Source organism: Chryseobacterium soldanellicola, from assembly GCF_900100115.1.
Classification (GTDB): domain Bacteria; phylum Bacteroidota; class Bacteroidia; order Flavobacteriales; family Weeksellaceae; genus Chryseobacterium; species Chryseobacterium soldanellicola.
In genome coordinates, this window is sequence record NZ_FNKL01000003.1 from 906,574 (window position 1) to 925,578 (window position 19,005).

A 19,005-nucleotide genomic window follows, 5' to 3' on the forward strand; every position below is an offset into this window, starting at 1 on the left:
TTTCAACGATTTAATTCTTTAGTTGATGAAAAAAAACTAGAGAATTTTATTAAACCGATGCTTGCCAAATCTTTTGAAAAAGCATTTGATGATGAAGATTGGATTTTCGAAATAAAATGGGATGGTTATCGTGCTGTTGCCGATCTTAGCAAGGAAAAACCTCTTTTCTATTCCAGAAACGGCATTTCTTTTTTATCAAAATTTGATAAAGTTTCACAGGATTTCGAAAATCAAAAACATAAAATGATCCTCGATGGTGAAATTGTAGCTTATGACGAAAATGGAAAACCCAACTTCCAATTATTACAGCAAATCGGAGATAATCCTAATCTGGCTTTAACATATCAGGTTTTTGACATTCTTTGGCTTAATGGCCATTCTACGGAGGAAATTCCTTTAATTCAACGGAAAGAGCTTTTAAAAGAAGCATTAATTGAAACAGACGTTATCAAATATTGTGACCATATTCCGGAAAAAGGCATCGATTTTTTTAATCAAATGAAAAAAATGCAGTTGGAAGGAATGATTGCCAAAAAAGCAGGCAGCCTATATATTGAAAATAGCAGAAGCAGCGATTGGCTCAAAATAAAATTCACCAATACAGAAGAAGTCATTATTTGTGGATTTACGGAGCCAAGAGGTTCCAGAAAAGGTTTCGGAGCATTAATTTTAGGAAAATATATTGACGGAAAACTGGTTTATTCCGGGCATACGGGCACCGGCTTTAACCAGGAATCGCTAAACATAATGCATGAGCGGCTAAAAAAATTAATTATAAAAACGTCTCCGTTTGAAAAGATTCCTAAAACGAATATGCCTGTAACATGGACGAAGCCTGAGCTTGTCTGCGAGATAAAATTCTCTGAAATTACAGAAGACGGAATTTTCCGGCATCCTGTTTTTGTAGCAATACGTGAAGATAAAAATCCCGAAGATATTAATGAAAAACCTAAAGAAATGAAAGCCAAAACACCATCAAAAAAAACCGCAGCTTCTGAAAAAGAAAAGGAAATTAGCCTGAATAAGCATAAAGTAAAACTGACCAATCAGGATAAAATCTATTTTCCGAAAGATGATATTACAAAAGGTGATGTGATTGAATATTATCAGTCTGTTGCGGAATACATTCTGCCCCATTTGAAAAACCGCCCGTTATCTTTAAACCGATTCCCCAATGGAATTGAAGAGCAAAGCTTTTATCAGAAAGATGCGAGTGACAATATTCCCGACTGGATAAAAACGACGCAGGTTTATTCGGAATCAAATGACAAATACATCGATTATATTTACTGTAATGACAAGGCTACATTGGCTTATCTGAATAATTTAGGCTGTATTGATCTTAATCCCTGGAACTCTTCATTACCGGATTTGGAACACCCTGATTTTCTGGTTTTAGACCTTGATCCTTCAAAGAAAAATACTTATGATGATGTGATTGAGACAGCTTTACAGGTGAATGAAGTTTTAAATTCAGTTAAAGTTAAAGGATATTGTAAAACTTCGGGAAGCACGGGAATTCATGTTTATATTCCGATGGGCGGAAAATATGATTTTGACCAGGTGAAAGATTTTGCTCATATTTTAATGAAACAGGTTAATGAAAAATTGCCCAAAATCACTACTTTAGAAAGAAGCTTGCAGAAAAGAGATGACAAGAAAATATATCTCGATTATTTACAAAACAGAACCGGACAAACATTAGCAAGTGCCTACAGCTTAAGACCAAAAGAAGGCGCTTCCGTTTCGATGCCTTTGGAGTGGGAAGAATTGAAACCAGGTTTGAAACCAACCGATTTTAACATTCATAATGCATTGGAAAGAATTAAAGCAAAAGGAGATCTGTTTAAGCCTGTTCTGGGAAAGGGAATTGATATGATGAAGGCGCTGGAATTGTTGGAGGAATAAATTGATATTCTTAAATTATATCATTTGTTTTTACGCTATGTTTGTCATTCTGAAAGAATCTAAGCACGAATTATTACATATTAATTCTCTAATGCTATGCTTAGACCCTTATGGGGATGACAAAACTGGCTATCGATTAACTAAAAATATATAATTAAGGAAGTTTCGCCACCAAGCTCTCCGGCAACACTTTCAAAATCAAATAAATAATCTTCCATTTTAAATTTGGAACAATAATGAAGGAATTTCCGGCATTAACGATATATCTTGCGACATAATTCGGCTCCATAATTAAAGATTCATTTAATTGTAAACCTTCATTAATTTTTGTTCTGATATAACCAATTACTAAAGCATTGACTTTAATATTTTTTGAAGCTAATTCCTGTCTCAAGCCAGCTAAATACGTTGTAAAAGCGGCTTTTGTACTTCCGTAAACGAAATTGCTTTTTCTTCCCCGAACGCCCGAAAGTGAAGATAAACCAATGATTCTTTCTAAATTTTTATTGCTTTCATCCATTGCAATAATATTCAGTATGGAAACTGCTCCCATGTAATTCACCATCATCATTTGTTTGGTTCCTTTGAAATCTCTCAGAGCCTTTTCATTATCCACTAAAAAACCTGCTGCATATACTACAATATGAGGTTTTAGAGATAGTTCATTGTAAAATTTTTTGTGAGAATCAAAATCTGCCGAATCAAAACTTAAAATCGTGACTTCCGAACTGAATTTATTTTGCTGAACAAATTCTTCCAACGATTTTATATTTCTGGAAGCAGCAATTACAGAAAATCCTTTCTGAATGTATTGTTTAATGCATTGCTTGGCAACATCAGAATTCGCGCCTAGAATGAGAACGGTTTTGTTTGTGTTTTGATTCATGGGGCAAAGATATTTTATTTTAAAATTTAAACACAAATTTCACAACTGTTTTCACGAATAACACAATTAATTATTATAAAAAGTTTCGGCGCGGTGAGCAAAGCTCACCGCGCCGAAACGAAATTTTTAAAACTAAAAATTAATTCTTTTCAGTTTCGATTTCTTTTTTGTCTGCTTTTTCCACAGTTTTTTCAGCAGTTTTGGCTTTATCTCCAAAACGGTTTTCTGTAAATTCTCTGGAAATAGCTGCTTTTTCGAACTTCAATTTTCCTGATAAGGTTTCAATAACAAATCCATCATCCTGAACCTGGGCAATTCTTCCGTGAAGACCTGAAGTAAGCACTACTCTAGTTCCTACTTTTAGATTTTCCTGAAAATTTTTCTCTTGTTTTGCCTTTTTTTGCTGAGGTCTTATCATTAAAAAATAAAAACCTACAAACATCACCCCCATCATGATAAGCATCATTGGAGAATTTCCTCCTGATGCGGGTGCCTGTAAAAATATTGATAATAAATTCATTATATTATGGTTGAATATTCGCAGTGAATGTTAATTTAATTGGCGCTTTTTCTACATTAGCAAAAACATCCGCATATTTATTCACATTTCCGTCAAAGTTTGAAGAATCGAAATGTAAGGTAATTTTTCCTTTTTTACCCGGCATGATAGGCTCTTTTGTGAAATCAGGCACTGTACATCCGCATCCTGGCTTAACCTCTGAAATCACTAAAGGATTTTTTCCTGTGTTGGTAACCTCATAAATGTGCTGTACTTTATCCCCTTTTTTAACGTTTCCGAAATCGAAATTACTTTCAGACAAAGCGACTGTCGTTGACGGCTGATTTGACGGAGCCGGTGTTCCAGCTTCTGCAGTTGTAACAGGCGTTGCAGTAGCAGAGGCAGAATCAGTTGATGCTGTAGGTGTTGCTGTTGCAGAAGAATCTGCAGCTACAGTTGCTGTACTCTGGGCTTCTTTATTTTCTTTTTTACAAGAAACCAAACCAAAGCCTATAATAGACAAAGCGATAATTGATAACGTCTTTTTCATATTAAAATATTTTATATTCTATTTAAATCTTTACAATATTTATCTAAAATTCCATTAATAAAAATATTTGAACGGTCTGTTGCAAACACTTTTGCGATCTCAATATATTCATTAATAATTACTCTTGAAGGCGTGAAAGGAAAATTATCCAATTCAGAAACAGCAGTTGTTAAAATCACCTTATCCATTAATCCCACTCTTTCCATGTCCCAGTTGTCGAGCCTTTCTCCGATCTTTTTTTCGTTGGTTTCCCAATTATTAAGGGTATCTCTCAAGAGTTTCCCCGCAAAAGCCTCATCATCTTCATCTTTAATCATTTTAATTAAAGTTCTGCTTTCTTCATTTTCTCTCAGGAAACCGATTGTTTTCTGAACCATCGAATTGGCAATATGAATATCATCGTACCAAGTCAGTTCCTTATCACCAAGATAATCATGGAAATCTTCGTTTTCAGCAATATATCTCAAGAATAATTTACCGATAAATTTCTGATCTTCCTCAAAAGAATATCCATCTTCTTTCATGAAATCTTGATAACGTTTTCCTGCGGTAATCCTTTGAAAAGTTTTAACCAATAAATCATCATGCAGATCCCATTTCAGCTGTTTATGCTGACCGGTAAAAAACAGCCTTTCGGGATTTTCTTCCAGCTTAATAAGAACTTGATTGTTGATAAATTTCTGGTTAGGATTGGTATTAGCATCAGTTTTAATGTATTTATTCTTACCAATTTCGATCTGATGCTCTGCAAGATCTTTTAATGCAACCAAAAAATTCAGTTCATAGATATACAGATGATAGATTTTTTCTATTCCAGAGAACATATTTTTCTCTAAAACATCAAATTTTATTGGATTTTGGTAGTAAGAATACACACTTTCTACTACTTTTTCACGGATTTGTCGTCTTCCTAACATTCAAAGAGCTTTTTATGGGTGCAAAGATACAAAATTTAAAATTTATGAAATTCGTAGTCTGATGGTATTTTTTGTAATTTTGTAAAACTTTATGAAAGCTTTAAAAACTCTGAACCCTTACTTCTGGAAGCACAAAATATTATTATTTTGGGGGTTATTATTTATCATTGCCAGTAATTTTTTCAATACATATAAAGTACAGTTTGTAGGAAAATCAGTAGATGAGCTCACCAAAGGCGGTCATTTGGGCTTTAATCAGCAGGTTCTTTTTTATGTCGGAATTATTGTAGGCTGCTCGTTACTGACTGGTTTTTTCACTTTTATGATGCGACAGACCATTATTGTTGCCTCAAGAAGAATCGAATACGAGCTGAAAAATAAAATTTACAGACATTATCAGGAATTATCTCTTACAGATTATAAACAAACCACCATCGGAGATTTAATGAACCGATTGAGTGAAGATGTCGTTGCCGTAAGAATGTATTTGGGCCCGGGCGTCATGTATGTTGCCAATTTATTGGTTCTTGTCATTATCACGGCTATTTATATGGTGAAAACCGATGCTTCGATGACACTTTGGACATTGCTGCCTCTTCCTGTTTTATCCTATTTAATATATAAGGTAAGTTCTGTTATTAATAAAAAGTCGAAGATCATGCAGAAAAGCCAGTCTGCGATCTCAACTTTTGTTCAAGACAGCTTTTCAGGGATCAGAGTGGTAAAATTTTTCGCAAGAGAAAGTTATATTAAAAAAAACTATGGCGTAAAAGTTACCGATTATCAAAACAAAGCGCTCGATTTAGCTAAAACTGAAGCATATTTCTTTACCATTATTTTATTCGTAATCGGTTTGCTGAATGTGGCGATTATTTTAATTGGTGGCCAAAAATATATCGACGGACAATTAAGCATCGGTAAAATCGCCGACTTTTTCATGTATATCAACACCTTAATTTTTCCTTTCTCAATGGTTGGCTGGGTAACTTCCGTGAATCAGAGAGCAGAAGCTTCTATGCAGAGAATCAATGAGTTTATGGATAAAAAATCTGAAGTTATCAACAAAAACTTTGACATTTATCCTATTAAAGGTGATATTGAATTCAAAAATGTTTCTTATGTCTATCCAAATACAGGAATTAAGGCATTAGATAATTTAAGCTTCAAAATAAATGCGGGAGAATCTTTAGCGATCATGGGAAAAACCGGAAGCGGAAAATCTACCATTGCTCTTCTTCTTTGTCGCCTGATCGATCCTACAGAAGGTGAAATCTTAATTGACGGTAAAAATCTCAAAGATCACAATCTTGATAATTATAGAAATTACATCGGCTATATTCCCCAGGAAAGTTATCTTTTTTCGGATTCTATTGAGCGTAATATCGGTTTTGCAATCGACAGCCCGTCTCACGAAAAAGTCGTTGAATATGCAAAAATTGCCGATGTCGACAAAAATATCATTGAGTTTAAAGATCAGTATAAAACAATGGTGGGTGAACGCGGCGTGATGCTTTCGGGAGGTCAGAAACAAAGGATTTGTATTGCCAGAGCCTTAATTAAAGACCCTAATATCATTATTTTTGATGATTCTTTATCGGCTTTAGACACCGAAACTGAGCAAAATATCCTCGAAAATATTGATGCTAAAATTCATAACGCAACATCCATAATCATCACTCACAGAGAGTCTAGCGCGCAAAGAGCTGATAAAATAATTAATCTTACCGAAATTACCAATTCTGTAACCGCATAGCGCATTTGTTCACAAATGTTAAATAAATCATAAAAAAAATTTTGTGATTAAAAGAAAACTTTTATATTTGTTCTTAACAAGATTAAAAAATATCTAACAATGAGTGAATACAAGGAACGCCATGAAAATGAAATTTTCACGAAGGTGTTAAAAGCAGGGAGAAGAACTTATTTCTTTGATGTGCGCGAGACGAAAGCAGGAGATTATTATCTTACGATTACCGAAAGCAAAAAGAACTTCGGAGAGAATGGAGAGGCTACATTCGAAAAGCACAAAATTTATCTTTACAAAGAAGATTTTAAAAGTTTTCAGGAGATGTTTAATGAATCCACAGATTTCATCATTAACGAAAAAGGTGAGGATGTAATATCAGAAAAACATGACAAAGACTTCAAAAGCAGATCTTTCACGATCGATTCTGACGACGAAGTTTAAGCCAAAAATATCTAAAAACACAAGCATCTGAAAAAGGATGCTTTTTTTATGCTTATATTTTTAATGAATTTTTAAAATTAAAAGCATATTAAATAATAATAAAAAACACATTCTCAATATGAAAATGTGTTTATCTGTGGGTGAATGAGGGGTCTCGAACCCCCGACCTCCGGAACCACAATCCGGCGCTCTAACCAACTGAGCTACAATCACCGTTTTGGTGGTGCAAATATAAGAAAGATTTTTTAATTACAAAATAATTCCGTCAAAATTTTTCAACGCTAATAACTTCTCAGACGTAAATCCCTCAGCATAAGTAACTCCCGATAATCTTCCCAAATCCTGGGCCCGGTACGTCAGACTTTCATAAAAATCTTTTGATGTAATTGGAGTTTCCGGTTCTTTTGAAGTCGGATCATAAAACTGCGTTTTAAATGCCATACAGGCTTCGATTTTTTTTTCAAGATGTTCCGAAATATCAATTACAAATTCCGGCTCAATATTTTTCCATTGAATATAATGGAAAATTTGCTTCGGTCTCCATACTTCCTGATTTTCACCATCTAAAACTGTTTCAATTTTTCTTAAGCCGGCTAAAAAGCACGCATCCGATACTAATTTCGCCCCTTTTGCATGGTCTGGATGTCTATCATCAATTGCATTCGCTAAAACGATTTCCGGGCGGTATTTACGGACCATTTTTACGATCCTCATTTGATATTCTTCGGAATTCTTAAGAAAGCCATCTTTCATTCCTAAATTTTCCCTGGCAGAAACTCCCAGGATTTTCATGGAGTTTCCGGCTTCAACTTTTCTCGTTTCATCTGTTCCGCGGGTTCCCAATTCACCTTTTGTAAGATCAACAATTACACAGGTTTTTCCCTCAGAAATTAATTTAGCGATTGTTCCCCCACATCCTAATTCCACATCGTCGGGATGAGCTCCAAAAGCAAGTATGTCTGTTTTCATTTATTCTTTATTCTTTAATCAAAGCCGTTTTCATAATTTCCAAATATAGCATTAAAAATAAAAACTCCCCAAACATTACGAATGGGAAGTTTTATATATGTATAATTTAAATTTTAAATTACTTATTAATCTGCTTATTCAAATTAATAGCATCTTCATACGTTGGATCCAACTGCAATGATTTTGCTACATAATCTTTAGCTTTAGCCAAGTCATTATCTTTAGCCATATATGCTACCGCAAAGTAAGCATAAGCTAAGGTCTGCTTGTTAGCTTCCTGATCAGCAGGTTTTACCGTACTGATGAATTTTTCGTAAGCGATTTTAGCCGCTTCATTATTTCCAGCCTGTTGATAAGAATATCCCTGGCTGTAATAGGCAGGCGCCCAATCCGGAAGCAATGCAGTCATTTTCTGCCAAGTAAGAATTGCTCCGTTCCAGTTTTTAGCATCCTGATAAGCTGTTGCTAATTTGAATAAAGAATCAGAATCCTGAGGGTTTGCAGCTACTTTTTGCTTTAATCCTTCAATAGTCGGGTTAGTAGGTCCTGAATCAGCAGCAGACTGAGAAGCACCACCACCTCCGGCAATATTAGCTAACTCTAAATCCCACTTCATCGTTTCATCTTTTGCTGCTTTTGCAATAGCAATTTTTTGCTGAGCTTCAGACATTAATGCAGATTTTTTAGCAGCATCAGTTTCTGTTTTTGCTAAACCTGCAGCAATTAGACCTTGTAAACCTTGGTCAGCAGGTTGTACTCTTGTTTTATCTGCCTGAGAAACAAAAGAATCCATGTTTTGCTTAGCTTCGGCATATTTTCCGTCTGCATATAGCTGATAAGCTCTTAATTTGAACTTAATAGGATCATTAATTTTGTCAAAGATCTTGTCTAAAACCTGCTTAGAGTTTGCATAATCTTCATTGGTAAAATAAAGTTTAGCAATTTCTAATTGAGTATATGGATCTTCGTCAGCATATTTTGTATAGTTGATCAAATCCTGAGTTGCCTTAGCATTTTGCTGATATCTGATATCATAGGCCGCCAATGCCTTGTAAGCAGGTGCATATGAAGGATCTGTAGCAATTGCCTTATCAATACTTGTTTTTGCCTGTTGCCATTGTTGTGCAGCCATCCATAAAGTACCGATTCTTGTATACACGGAAGCTTTATTTTTAGCAAGAGGAAGCGCTTTATCGTATGCTGTCATCGCATCACCAGGCACTTTCTTTAATCTGTAAGCATCTCCCAGTGTATAATAGTAATGAGCAGGAACCTCTTTTCTCTGAGCCCTTTCAATAGCTTTATTCAGGTACTGGATCGCTAAGTCAGGTGAGTTATTTTTCTCAAATAATGTTAAAGCTTCAGCAGCTCTGAACAATACTTCAGCGTCTTTTTCTCTCGAATCTGTTACAATTTTCTGAATTTCGGCAACTGCATTTTTATCTCCTTTTCCTAATTTTACAGCAGCAAGACCAATTTTGTTAAGGTAACTTTTACTGTCAGCAGCAAGACCTTTATTGAAACTATCTGTAGCAGCTGCAAAATCCGGCTCACCTTGCTTTAAATATGTATTTCCTAAGTAGAAATAATTTTCAGCTGTAGGTGCCGTAGCAATCATGTTAGTAAAATTAGTTTTTGCTTGGGCAAATTTATCGCTATCCATACTGTTGATACCATCCTGTACCGTTTGTGCGAAGGCAAATTGGGTGAAAAACACCACTGCAGCTCCAAAAGCAATCTTCTTTACATTCATATTCATTATATCTTTCATTTTATATTTTTCTATATTGATTTAAGTATTACACAATTTTTGGACCAAAATAGTGTATTTATTTTGGGTAAAAGCTTAATTTAATATTTTTTAACGCATTTGTACTTCTCTTCTATACAAATTGTATGGTTGTAAACCTTCCTTCTGAACAATCATTTGTCCTAATTGGGTACAAGAAAACCTTATAAATCCGTTGGCAATGCTGAAATTTCCTTCGCTTGTTAAAAAATACAACACTCTTGTAAACGGATAATTCATTTCTCTCAAGCCTTCAGAATCAGGAAAATAAGCTTTCCCTTTATTTTCAACAGGAAGAATTTTAACAATTTCTCTTAATTTTTCTGAAGTTTTATCATAAGGTCGGCTTAATGTATTTAATCCGATAACTCCAATTTTATCAGGATATTTATTTAATTGTTCAATGATATTCTGATTTCCGGAAATAATTGAAAATTTAAGATCCCGGGGTTGTTTCTTTAATTTTTCAGCTACAAAATTTAAATTACTTGAGTTTGTACCGTCAAATATAAAGTTTTTATCATCAGAATTTAATCCGTTGGTAATTTCCTCCATCGTTATTTTAGTTTTGGCAGAACTTTTAGGAACTACAAAAACTACAGCATCTGCCGCAAATCTTGCCGGTAAATATTTTAAATTTACTTTCTCTTCATAAGCTTTTATTTCACCTTTAGAAAGAGATCTTGACATTACAACGATTCTCGCTTTATTGTTTAATAAGTCTAAGAAGCCCAAGTCTTCCTTTTTGGTTTGAACTTTAAAATGGGTCTCGGGATAATTAATCATATACCCTTCAGAAAGAGCTTCTGTAACGCTTTTAAAAGATTCATCGGTAAGAATTGTAAGATTTCCTTTATTATAGGTAGGAACATTTTTATCCTCTTTATGACATCCTAAGATGATAAAAATAAACGAAAGGAGTAAGAATTTAATTTTCATCGTCTGTTTTTTTGAGTCTGGAAATTGCCCTGAAAATCCTGAAAGCGCCATAAATAATCATTACAATACCTAAAGGATAGGCAATTGTAGGCTCGAGGATAACAAAAAAGAATTTATAGGTAATGATTACAATTCCTAAAACAATGTAAAACAAACCTGTGACTAGTGATAACCAATTGAACATCATATAACAAAAATACCAAAAAAAATAAAAAGAGAAGCATAAGCTTCTCTTTTTTAATTATTATTTAAAGATAAATTATCCTTCAAAATTCATTGTTAATGGAAGTCTGAATCTGTAACGTACAGATTGTCCATTAATTTTAGCAGGAGTCCATTTATTTTTAATTGACTTGATCGTTCTCACAGCTTCAGAGTTGAAATCTGCGTTTCCACCACTAGCCTTAACGTCAGTAATACTTCCATCTCTTTCTACTACGAAAGTAACTTCAGCTTTTACCGTACCTTCATCACCGTTCATCGCAGAACCGTCAAAGTTACTAGAAACTTTATTTCTGAAAGCATTAATACCTCCAGGGAATTCTGCCGTTTGCTCTACTTCCGTATATACCTGAGTATCACTTACCTGAGGCTTAACCTCAGCAGTTGAAGTTCTGGTACCTGTAGAAGGTGGCGGCGGCGGTGGCGTATAAGCCGGAGCTTTTACTCCTTCCTGATTCTGAAGACCCGTTTGCGTATCTAATTGCTTAGAAATTGGCGGCGGCGGAGTTTCAATTTTCGGGGCTTTTTTAGGCTCCGGTACCACGTTTTGAATTACTTCAATTTTCTCCTCTTCTTTTGGTGGAGGTGGTGGTGGAGGCGGTGCATCTTCCGGTTGCTCAATAATTTTATCTTCCTGCAATACGTCAACAAGGTTGGCCTCAACCTTAACTTCCTCTTTTGCATTCATCTGTTTGATTTTCATCACGATGAATGGCGTAGCAACTGCAAGAACAAAAAATGCTGTTCCGATAAGAAATGATCTTGTCAGTAATCTTGGATAGTTACTTCTTAAATCATATGCTCCGTACTCCTTATTTCTATTCTGAAATACAATTTCATCTAAAGTTAGATTATCATTGTATGAATTTTCATCTGCCATATCTTTATAAATTTATGGTTAATTACTTTGTAGCAGGTTTGGCAGGAGCCGGACCAACTTTCTTTTCATAAATAGCTTTTTCCCAAGGCTTTACATCGGTAACACCGTACTGCTCACTTTTGGTAATTGCCATCTCGTCAAGAATATCAACAAAGTTTTTATATACAGCATCGTCAGTAGGCTTGATGATCACAGTAAACTTAGATCTGTCAGCTGCTCTGGCTTTTGCCTGCTCAATTACTTTTCTTATTCCTTCTCTGTCGAAAGTAGTTTCGTTAAGATTCTGATCCGTCAGAGATGTATTATCTTGTTGGTGCCAAAAAATCTTATTGTCTCTACCTAATAATAAAGAAATAGAATTAGAAAGTTTAATTTCTGTATCTGGTGGTTTCTGGTTTTCCTTTGGTTTTGCAGGAAGACCCAAATCCATAACGTTTGGTTTACTAAACGTAGTTGTGAACATAAAGAAGGTAATCAAAAGAAACCCTAAGTCCACCATCGGAGTCATATCTACTCGGGTGCTCTGTTTCTTGGAGCGGACCTTACCGCCCTTGGCACCCTTTTCCTGTACTTGTACTTCTGCCATTTCTTCTAATTATTTATTAGGGTTACCTTCTTGTGATGTAATCAACCAAAATTTAAGAAAATCAATATCTCTTAAACCTTCAAATAAACTTTTAACTTTAGGATATTCAGTATTAACATCGCCTTTGATGGCTAATTTATACTGAGGGTTTATTGCTAAACTCTGTTGAATCCAGTCAACTAATTGTCTATTTGTACTGTCCATAGGAATTCCAGGAGCTCCTTTAAACGCTTTCTGCTCATCTTCAGGTAGATCTAAATAACTCTTTAACTGAGTCATCGGAACACCAATTGCCTGAACTTTTGTGAATGCCACTTTTTCTGCATTTGTAAAACTTACCCCATATTTTTGTCCCATATTATCCAGTAGCTGAATTCTTTCAGTACCGTTTTCAACAGGCTGGAAATAAAATTTTCCTCCAGGAGTTACATTTACAGACATTAAGCTTGCATCAGGAAGCAATTTTTCTGATATTGAAGATGGCGGTTTTATTTGTTCCACGTCAGGTTTTTTAAACTGAGTGGTCAAGATAAAGAATGTAAGCAGTAGGAATGCAACGTCACACATTGCCGTCATATCCGTAACTACTCCATGTCTTTTAGGTTTGACTCTCGCCATATTATTATTTACTTTTAATTAAACTTCGTTTTTACTACTGCAAATTTCTTGCTAAAAATAATTCTTAGTTGAATTCTGCGAAAGATTGCTGGATACTCATTGCGATCTCGTCGATCTTGTAAGTTAATCCGTCAATTTTAGAAGTAAAGAAGTTGTAAAGGATGATCGCGATTGCTGAAGTACCAATACCTAAAGCTGTATTAATCAATGCTTCAGAGATACCTGTAGAAAGTGCAGCAGCATCCGGAGTACCACCACCTGAACCTAATGCGAAGAATGCCTTGATCATCCCGATTACTGTACCTAAAAGTGCTACTAACGTTGCAACAGTACCTAAAGTAGAAAGGATCATCATGTTTTTCTCCAACATTGGCATTTCAAGAGTCGTAGCCTCTTCAATTGCTTTGTTAAGAGCTACCATTTTCTGCTCTTTATTTAAAGTAGTGTCATTGGCTAATGCTTTGTAAGTTGTAAGACCTTCTTTCACTACATTACCTACAGAACCTTGCTGTCTGTCGCACTCCTCTAAAGCTTCATCAACTCTGTTTTGGTTTAGAAGGCTTCTAACTTTCACTACGAAGTTATCAAGATTTCCTGAACCAGCTGCTCTTTTAAGAACGAAATAACGCTCGAAAGAGAAAACGATTACAGTAATCATGAAAGTAATCAAAATTGGCACGATAGGACCTCCCATGTAAACGATTCCCATGAAAGATTCCGGGTGAAGTTCCTTAGCCTCGATGTCAGCTAATGCAACTGAAGCACCTGAAACTCTTGGATCTGGTTTAAAGTTTCCTGGGTTACCAAGAACAAATAAATAGATCGCAACACCAATTACGAATAAAATAGGGATGATAACTCCCGGGTTTAACCCTCCTTTCTTTCTAGCAACTACTTGCTCATCATTTTTTGAAACATTCATTTCCATATTTAACTAAATTATATTGTTTTAAAAATTTTACAGGGTGTAAATTAAAGGCAAAATTAATTAAAATGCAATAGTCTCAAATAAACATTTCAGTTTTTTTCGACAACGAAATTTTAATACGATTTCGATATTACAATTATTTTCTCTTTTTTTGGCAATAATCCTCAATTTTTAAAAATACGTTAAAAAATTAAAAAAATTAAGCCTTCATTTTTTTTAATTTGCCAATGTTAACTTTTTTTTAAATTACTATATTCACAATTCTGTGATGCACAACAATGATTTTTTTCGGGGTTTTACCTTCCAAAATTTGCTGCATTCTATCGTCCTTTATCACTAAATCTTCAACTTCTTTGGCAGAAAGCTGTGCAGAAAGTGAAATTTTGAACTTCATTTTACCGTTTACACTTACCGGATATTCAATCTCGTCTTCTATTAAGTAATCCTCGTTCAGCACAGGGAATTTCTCAAACTCGATAGAAGTATCGTGACCAAGCAGGCTCCAAAGCTCTTCACAGATGTGCGGGGCATACGGAGAGATGATAACGGCTAAAGGTTCTAAAATATTGCGTTTGTTGCATTTTATTTTCTGTAATTCGTTTACTGCGATCATAAATGATGATACAGATGTATTAAAAGAGAAGTTCTCAATATCGTAAACGACCTTCTTTATTAATGTATGCAATACTTTATATTCTGCTTTTGTAGGTTCTTCGTCAGAAACTTCAAATTGATCTTCGTTAAAATATAAATTCCAGAATTTTTTCAGGAAGCCATATACTCCACTTAGACCTTGTGTGTTCCAAGGCTTGGATTGTTCTAACGGTCCTAAGAACATTTCATACAATCTCAACCCATCCGCTCCGTATTCTTCGCAGATGTCATCAGGATTTACAACATTGTATTTTGACTTGGACATTTTTTCTACTTCACGACCTGTGATGTATCTTCCGTCTTCCAAAATAAATTCTGCATCAGCGTAGTCTGGTCTCCAGGCTTTGAAAGCTTCCGTATCCAATTCGTCAGATGTTCCTTTTAATAAAGATACATCAATATGAATTTGCTGATAACCAATTTCTAAATTTAAAGTTCCTAAGTCTAATTGTTGAGATTGAGGATTTAATTCTTTAAGTTTTTTTAAATATTCTCGCTCTAAAAATTCTACTTCTGTTGGTTTAATAATATTTAAAGTAGATTTATTCTTTAATTTACATTCGTAAATATCTGATAAATAGCTTTGTAACATTCTTTTATACTGTAAGGAAATAAAAATATTTTGCGGATAAACAATACTTTCAAAATCAGGTTTATTGTTAATTTGCTCTTGATTATAGTTTCCAAATAACCTATATACAAACGCACTCATCCCCAAAATCATCCCTTGATTGATCAATTTTTGGAAAGGCTCATCATGAGTAATATATTCTCTGTCTTTTAAGAACATATTCCAAAAACGGGAATATAATAAGTGACCGGTTGCGTGCTCGCTACCTCCAATGTATAAATCTACCTGCCCCCAATAATCCGACAATTCTTTATTAGCAAAAACCTCACCATTATTTGGATCCATATATCTAAGGAAGTACCACGAACTTCCCGCCCAACCCGGCATTGTAGATAATTCTAACGGAAATACCGTTTTATCATCAATTAAATCTGTTGCAACCACTTTTTGGTTCGCTTCATCCCAGGCAAAAGTTTTTGAATTTCCTAATGGCGGATCTCCGTCTTCTGTCGGTAAATATTTCTCAACTTCAGGAAGTTCCAAAGGCAAAGCAGAAGTCGGCAACGTGTAAGGCATTCCTTCCTTATAATAGATAGGAACCGGCTCGCCCCAATATCGCTGTCTTGAGAAAATCGCATCACGCTGTCTGTAGTTCGTCGTTCCGTGGCCGATTCCTTTCTTTTCAATAGCATCAATTATTAATGCTTTTGCTTCGTCGTAATTTAATCCGTTTAAGAAATCTGAGTTGACACAAACGCTGGTCTTAGAATCAAAAGATTTTTCCTGAACATCTTCGTCAGTTTCAACAACTTTTTTAATTTCTAAATTAAATTTCTTTGCAAATCTGTGATCACGCTCGTCATGTGCAGGAACAGCCATGACAGCTCCCGTTCCGTACCCCATCAATACGTAATCTGAAATATAGATTGGCATCTTTTCATTGCTGAAAGGATTGATCGCATAACTTCCCGTAAAAGCACCTGAAACGTTTTTCACATCAGCCATTCTGTCTCTCTCGGTTTTCTTGGAAGTTTCTTCAATATAAGTATCTACCTCAATTTTCTGTTCCGGAGTAGTAATTGTTTCCACTAAAGGATTTTCCGGAGCCAGCACCATGAAGGTTGCTCCAAAAATTGTATCTGGCCTTGTGGTGAATACTTCAACGATCTCATCATGACCTTCAACATTGAATCTCACCTGCGCTCCCTGAGATTTCCCGATCCAGTATTCCTGAGAATCTTTCAAAGGCTGAGGCCAGTCAAGAGTTTTTAATCCTTGTAATAATCTTTCAGAATAAGCAGAGATTCTCATGCTCCACTGTATCATTTTTTTCTGATAAACAGGGAAACCTCCTCTTTCGGATTTTCCGTCTTTTACCTCATCGTTTGCCAGAACCGTTCCTAAAGCAGGACACCAGTTTACTGTCGTTTCCGCTCTGTAGGCTAAACGATAATTTAATAAAATATCTTCTTTATCGATTTCAGAAGCGTTTTTCCATTCTTCTGCGGTGAAATTTAATTCATCGTTTTGATTGGCATTTAAATCTTCTGTTCCTTTTTCTTCAAAATGTTTAATTAAAGTAGAGATCGATTCCGCCTTATCTGTATTTTTATTATACCATGAGTGGAACAATTCAATGAAAATCCATTGTGTCCATTTATAATAAGAAGGGTCGGAAGTTCTCACTTCTCGGCTCCAGTCAAATGAAAAACCGATTTTTCTTAACTGCTCTTCGTATCTGGTAATATTTTGTTCTGTTGTAATGGCAGGATGCTGCCCTGTCTGAATTGCATATTGCTCAGCAGGAAGTCCGAAACTGTCGTAGCCAACCGGGTGGAGAACGTTAAAACCCTGATGTCTTTTATATCTCGCATAAATATCTGATGCGATATATCCCAGCGGATGACCTACGTGAAGCCCCGCTCCCGACGGATACGGAAACATATCGAGAACATAAAATTTTGGTTTGTCTGTGTTATTGGAAGTTTTATACGTTTGGTTTTCTTCCCAGTATTTCTGCCACTTTTTTTCTATCTGCTGATGATCGTAAAACACTTTATTTAGATATTAGATGTTAAATTTTAGATATTAGATTTTTAATTCTAAAATCAAGATTCACAAAAATAATGATTTTAAAAGAAATGGAAATTTAATTTTGAATTAATTCTCGCAAAGCTGTCAACAAAAAAATCCCATCCGAAGATGAGATCTTTTATAATTTTTAATCCAAACTTATTGCTGAGGAATTCTCTTGAATGTATAAGTTGTAGACTGATATTCGTTAGGATCCGTCGTATCTTCTATTTTCAGGTTCATCGTCGTATCGTTGAGCAAAGTTACTTTTCCTTTATCAGTAACGACAACACCCTGATATTTGATCTGAATGGTCTTTTCAGTTTTATCATAAGTATATACGATATTTTTTTCAGAAATTGTGCTGCAAACCGCAGGAGTCCCTGTTTCGCCTCTTTCTGTAATCTTCCCGGACAGATTTTCGTTAAACACCCATCTTCCCTCCTGTTGGCAGGCCGAGTAAGTAATTTCGTCAGAAATTCCCGCACCCGAAGCAGGAATCGTTGTAACAACTTCTTTCAGCGGTTGCCATGTTCCCACAAGTGGATATTCCATTACCGTTTCGTCATCGTCGTTACATCCCGTAGCCACTAATAATGATAAACCTGCAAATAATAATGCTAATTTCTTCATGTATCAAATTTTTCAAGGCCTAAAATTATAATTTTTTTGATTTATTTAATCATTTTTTATCAAAAATTATTTTAAAAACCCATATTTCTGTCTATTTAAAAATCTTAAAGCTCAAAATTACCTTTATTTAACAAATATTCATGAAAACAAAACGCTTGTATTTTATTAAAAAAACTATTTTTGCACAAAACATTGCAAATGCAGATGCAAGACATTACGAAAAATAATTTTGACTTTATCCGTGTTCTCCTCGCTTTTATCGTTTTTGTAGGACATTTGGGAACGCTCAGTGCCTCAAAAGACCTCAAAATTTTTGAACATAGCCCGATAGAAATTGCCGTTTTCGGTTTTTTTGTGGTCAGCGGATTTCTTATCGCAAGAAGCTATGAAAGATCTTCAAGTTTAAAAAGTTATCTGAAAAAGAGGATTTTGAGAATTGTTCCCGCTTATTTACTGGTTGTATTTTTATGCGCCATATTATTAAGTTTGGTAAGTAAACTTTCTTTCTACGAATATTTTACCAATACACAGGTTTATAAATATCTTTTCTGGAATTCCCTGTTCCTGAATTTCAAAGCACCGTGGCTTCCCGGAGTTTTCGGCAATCAGGCTGTTAACGGAGCCCTTTGGACGCTCAAGGTAGAAATGTGCTATTATTTTTGTGTGCCTTTGTTATTTTTACTATTCGGAAAAAACAATAAATACAGAAATATAAGTTTGATTATTATTTACTTCTTATCATTGATTTATCTTAATTATTTTGAATCATTGAATAAAATCTCACTTGCAAAACAGATTCCCGGAGTATTGTGCTATTTCATCCCCGGAATGCTGATTTATTTTAATTTTGATAAATTTATTAAGTATAAAAATCCACTTTTTATTGTTGCAGTTATTACCGTTTGGATCGATTTAATTTTTGATATTAAATTAATTTCTCCCATAATGATTGGTGTTATTGTACTTTATATTGCCTATTCATTTAAATTCTTAAATAATTTCGGGAAATACGGAGATTTCACGTACGGGATTTATATTTTCCACTTCCCTATTATCAGAACATTTACGACACTGGGATTATTTGAAGACTATAATCCTTTCGTAATGGCTTTGGTATGCATGTTGGTGGTAATTGGTGTCGGCGTCAGCTCATGGCATTTTTATGAGAAAAAATTTTTATAATTAATTTTAAAAC

Annotated in this window: 18 protein-coding genes and 1 tRNA gene; 4 read left to right on the plus strand and 15 right to left on the minus strand. The window is 34.8% G+C overall.

Features of this window, described 5'->3' with window-relative positions; translation table 11 throughout:
* Positions 1-57 precede the first annotated feature (57 nt).
* Positions 58-1,908, plus strand: coding sequence for a DNA ligase D (gene ligD / locus BLT04_RS13545; RefSeq protein ID WP_089756310.1), 1,851 nt, complete (start codon positions 58-60; stop codon positions 1,906-1,908).
* A gap of 154 nt (positions 1,909-2,062) precedes the next feature.
* Here ligD and BLT04_RS13550 read toward each other — a convergent pair whose 3' ends face one another.
* The 4 genes from BLT04_RS13550 to BLT04_RS13565 all read right to left on the minus strand — a co-directional run bounded on the left by BLT04_RS13550 (position 2,063) and on the right by BLT04_RS13565 (position 4,760).
* Complete coding sequence (locus BLT04_RS13550; RefSeq protein ID WP_089756311.1) at positions 2,063-2,794, minus strand: SDR family NAD(P)-dependent oxidoreductase; 732 nt, start codon at positions 2,792-2,794, stop codon at positions 2,063-2,065.
* A 139-nt stretch (positions 2,795-2,933) separates the two neighbouring features.
* Positions 2,934-3,314 carry a preprotein translocase subunit YajC gene (yajC, locus tag BLT04_RS13555; RefSeq protein ID WP_089756312.1) on the minus strand — a complete coding sequence of 127 codons (381 nt, stop codon included), beginning with the start codon at positions 3,312-3,314 and terminating at the stop codon, positions 2,934-2,936.
* A 4-nt stretch (positions 3,315-3,318) separates the two neighbouring features.
* The gene (locus BLT04_RS13560) at positions 3,319-3,843 is read right to left on the minus strand and encodes a DUF1573 domain-containing protein (protein WP_170828478.1); all 525 of its coding nucleotides are present in this window, start codon (positions 3,841-3,843) and stop codon (positions 3,319-3,321) included.
* Positions 3,844-3,854: 11 nt separating this feature from the next.
* On the minus strand, positions 3,855-4,760 hold the full coding sequence (locus tag BLT04_RS13565; protein WP_089756313.1) for a transcription antitermination protein NusB: 906 nt from the start codon (positions 4,758-4,760) through the stop codon (positions 3,855-3,857).
* Positions 4,761-4,851: 91 nt separating this feature from the next.
* On the opposite strand from BLT04_RS13565, the gene BLT04_RS13570 reads away from it, so the two are divergent.
* Both BLT04_RS13570 and BLT04_RS13575 read left to right on the plus strand, forming a co-directional pair.
* Entirely contained in the window at positions 4,852-6,513 is a 1,662-nt protein-coding gene (locus tag BLT04_RS13570; RefSeq protein ID WP_089756314.1) for an ABC transporter ATP-binding protein, read from the plus strand.
* 99 nt (positions 6,514-6,612) lie between these two features.
* Positions 6,613-6,948 carry a DUF3276 family protein gene (locus tag BLT04_RS13575; protein ID WP_027375472.1) on the plus strand — a complete coding sequence of 112 codons (336 nt, stop codon included), beginning with the start codon at positions 6,613-6,615 and terminating at the stop codon, positions 6,946-6,948.
* Positions 6,949-7,086: 138 nt separating this feature from the next.
* On the opposite strand, the gene BLT04_RS13580 is transcribed toward BLT04_RS13575, so the two are convergent.
* The 11 genes from BLT04_RS13580 to BLT04_RS13630 all read right to left on the minus strand — a co-directional run bounded on the left by BLT04_RS13580 (position 7,087) and on the right by BLT04_RS13630 (position 17,810).
* Positions 7,087-7,162, minus strand: a tRNA-His gene (locus BLT04_RS13580).
* Positions 7,163-7,197: 35 nt separating this feature from the next.
* On the minus strand, positions 7,198-7,917 hold the full coding sequence (gene bshB1, locus BLT04_RS13585; protein ID WP_089756315.1) for a bacillithiol biosynthesis deacetylase BshB1: 720 nt from the start codon (positions 7,915-7,917) through the stop codon (positions 7,198-7,200).
* A gap of 118 nt (positions 7,918-8,035) precedes the next feature.
* Complete coding sequence (locus BLT04_RS13590; protein WP_089756316.1) at positions 8,036-9,688, minus strand: tetratricopeptide repeat protein; 1,653 nt, start codon at positions 9,686-9,688, stop codon at positions 8,036-8,038.
* A 90-nt stretch (positions 9,689-9,778) separates the two neighbouring features.
* A complete protein-coding gene (locus BLT04_RS13595) occupies positions 9,779-10,645 on the minus strand; it encodes a PstS family phosphate ABC transporter substrate-binding protein (protein ID WP_089756317.1) in 867 nt (288 codons plus the stop codon).
* Positions 10,635-10,832 carry a DUF308 domain-containing protein gene (locus BLT04_RS13600; RefSeq protein ID WP_317040696.1) on the minus strand — a complete coding sequence of 66 codons (198 nt, stop codon included), beginning with the start codon at positions 10,830-10,832 and terminating at the stop codon, positions 10,635-10,637. Before BLT04_RS13600 ends, BLT04_RS13595 begins: the two co-directional genes overlap by 11 nt.
* 72 nt (positions 10,833-10,904) lie before the next feature.
* A complete protein-coding gene (locus BLT04_RS13605) occupies positions 10,905-11,747 on the minus strand; it encodes an energy transducer TonB (protein ID WP_089756318.1) in 843 nt (280 codons plus the stop codon).
* A 22-nt stretch (positions 11,748-11,769) separates the two neighbouring features.
* On the minus strand, positions 11,770-12,333 hold the full coding sequence (locus tag BLT04_RS13610; RefSeq protein ID WP_089756319.1) for an ExbD/TolR family protein: 564 nt from the start codon (positions 12,331-12,333) through the stop codon (positions 11,770-11,772).
* A gap of 9 nt (positions 12,334-12,342) precedes the next feature.
* Positions 12,343-12,951, minus strand: coding sequence for an ExbD/TolR family protein (locus tag BLT04_RS13615; protein WP_089756320.1), 609 nt, complete (start codon positions 12,949-12,951; stop codon positions 12,343-12,345).
* A gap of 64 nt (positions 12,952-13,015) precedes the next feature.
* Positions 13,016-13,879 carry a MotA/TolQ/ExbB proton channel family protein gene (locus BLT04_RS13620; RefSeq protein ID WP_089756321.1) on the minus strand — a complete coding sequence of 288 codons (864 nt, stop codon included), beginning with the start codon at positions 13,877-13,879 and terminating at the stop codon, positions 13,016-13,018.
* A 241-nt stretch (positions 13,880-14,120) separates the two neighbouring features.
* A complete protein-coding gene (locus tag BLT04_RS13625; protein ID WP_089756322.1) occupies positions 14,121-17,159 on the minus strand; it encodes a leucine--tRNA ligase in 3,039 nt (1,012 codons plus the stop codon).
* Positions 17,160-17,336: 177 nt separating this feature from the next.
* Entirely contained in the window at positions 17,337-17,810 is a 474-nt protein-coding gene (locus BLT04_RS13630) for a lipocalin family protein (RefSeq protein ID WP_089756323.1), read from the minus strand.
* Positions 17,811-18,008: 198 nt separating this feature from the next.
* Here BLT04_RS13630 and BLT04_RS13635 point away from each other — a divergent pair, with 198 nt between their 5' ends.
* Positions 18,009-18,992 (plus strand): acyltransferase family protein, encoded by a 984-nt coding sequence (locus tag BLT04_RS13635; RefSeq protein ID WP_089756324.1) that lies wholly within the window; start codon positions 18,009-18,011, stop codon positions 18,990-18,992.
* Positions 18,993-19,005: the final 13 nt, after the last annotated feature.

Excerpts from the sequence above, each read along its gene's own strand:
- BLT04_RS13605 (WP_089756318.1), bottom strand. The coding sequence starts at position 11,747 with ATGGCAGATGAAAATTCATACAATGATAATCTAACTTTAGATGAAATT.
- ligD (WP_089756310.1), top strand. The coding sequence starts at position 58 with ATGCTTGCCAAATCTTTTGAAAAAGCATTTGATGATGAAGATTGGATT.
- BLT04_RS13560 (WP_170828478.1), bottom strand. The coding sequence starts at position 3,843 with ATGAAAAAGACGTTATCAATTATCGCTTTGTCTATTATAGGCTTTGGT.
- bshB1 (WP_089756315.1), bottom strand. The coding sequence starts at position 7,917 with ATGAAAACAGACATACTTGCTTTTGGAGCTCATCCCGACGATGTGGAA.
- BLT04_RS13610 (WP_089756319.1), bottom strand. The coding sequence starts at position 12,333 with ATGGCAGAAGTACAAGTACAGGAAAAGGGTGCCAAGGGCGGTAAGGTC.
- yajC (WP_089756312.1), bottom strand. The coding sequence starts at position 3,314 with ATGAATTTATTATCAATATTTTTACAGGCACCCGCATCAGGAGGAAAT.
- BLT04_RS13630 (WP_089756323.1), bottom strand. The coding sequence starts at position 17,810 with ATGAAGAAATTAGCATTATTATTTGCAGGTTTATCATTATTAGTGGCT.
- BLT04_RS13595 (WP_089756317.1), bottom strand. The coding sequence starts at position 10,645 with ATGAAAATTAAATTCTTACTCCTTTCGTTTATTTTTATCATCTTAGGA.
- BLT04_RS13590 (WP_089756316.1), bottom strand. The coding sequence starts at position 9,688 with ATGAAAGATATAATGAATATGAATGTAAAGAAGATTGCTTTTGGAGCT.
- BLT04_RS13575 (WP_027375472.1), top strand. The coding sequence starts at position 6,613 with ATGAGTGAATACAAGGAACGCCATGAAAATGAAATTTTCACGAAGGTG.
- BLT04_RS13570 (WP_089756314.1), top strand. The coding sequence starts at position 4,852 with ATGAAAGCTTTAAAAACTCTGAACCCTTACTTCTGGAAGCACAAAATA.
- BLT04_RS13615 (WP_089756320.1), bottom strand. The coding sequence starts at position 12,951 with ATGGCGAGAGTCAAACCTAAAAGACATGGAGTAGTTACGGATATGACG.
- BLT04_RS13565 (WP_089756313.1), bottom strand. The coding sequence starts at position 4,760 with ATGTTAGGAAGACGACAAATCCGTGAAAAAGTAGTAGAAAGTGTGTAT.
- BLT04_RS13600 (WP_317040696.1), bottom strand. The coding sequence starts at position 10,832 with ATGATGTTCAATTGGTTATCACTAGTCACAGGTTTGTTTTACATTGTT.
- BLT04_RS13635 (WP_089756324.1), top strand. The coding sequence starts at position 18,009 with ATGCAGATGCAAGACATTACGAAAAATAATTTTGACTTTATCCGTGTT.
- BLT04_RS13620 (WP_089756321.1), bottom strand. The coding sequence starts at position 13,879 with ATGGAAATGAATGTTTCAAAAAATGATGAGCAAGTAGTTGCTAGAAAG.
- BLT04_RS13550 (WP_089756311.1), bottom strand. The coding sequence starts at position 2,794 with ATGAATCAAAACACAAACAAAACCGTTCTCATTCTAGGCGCGAATTCT.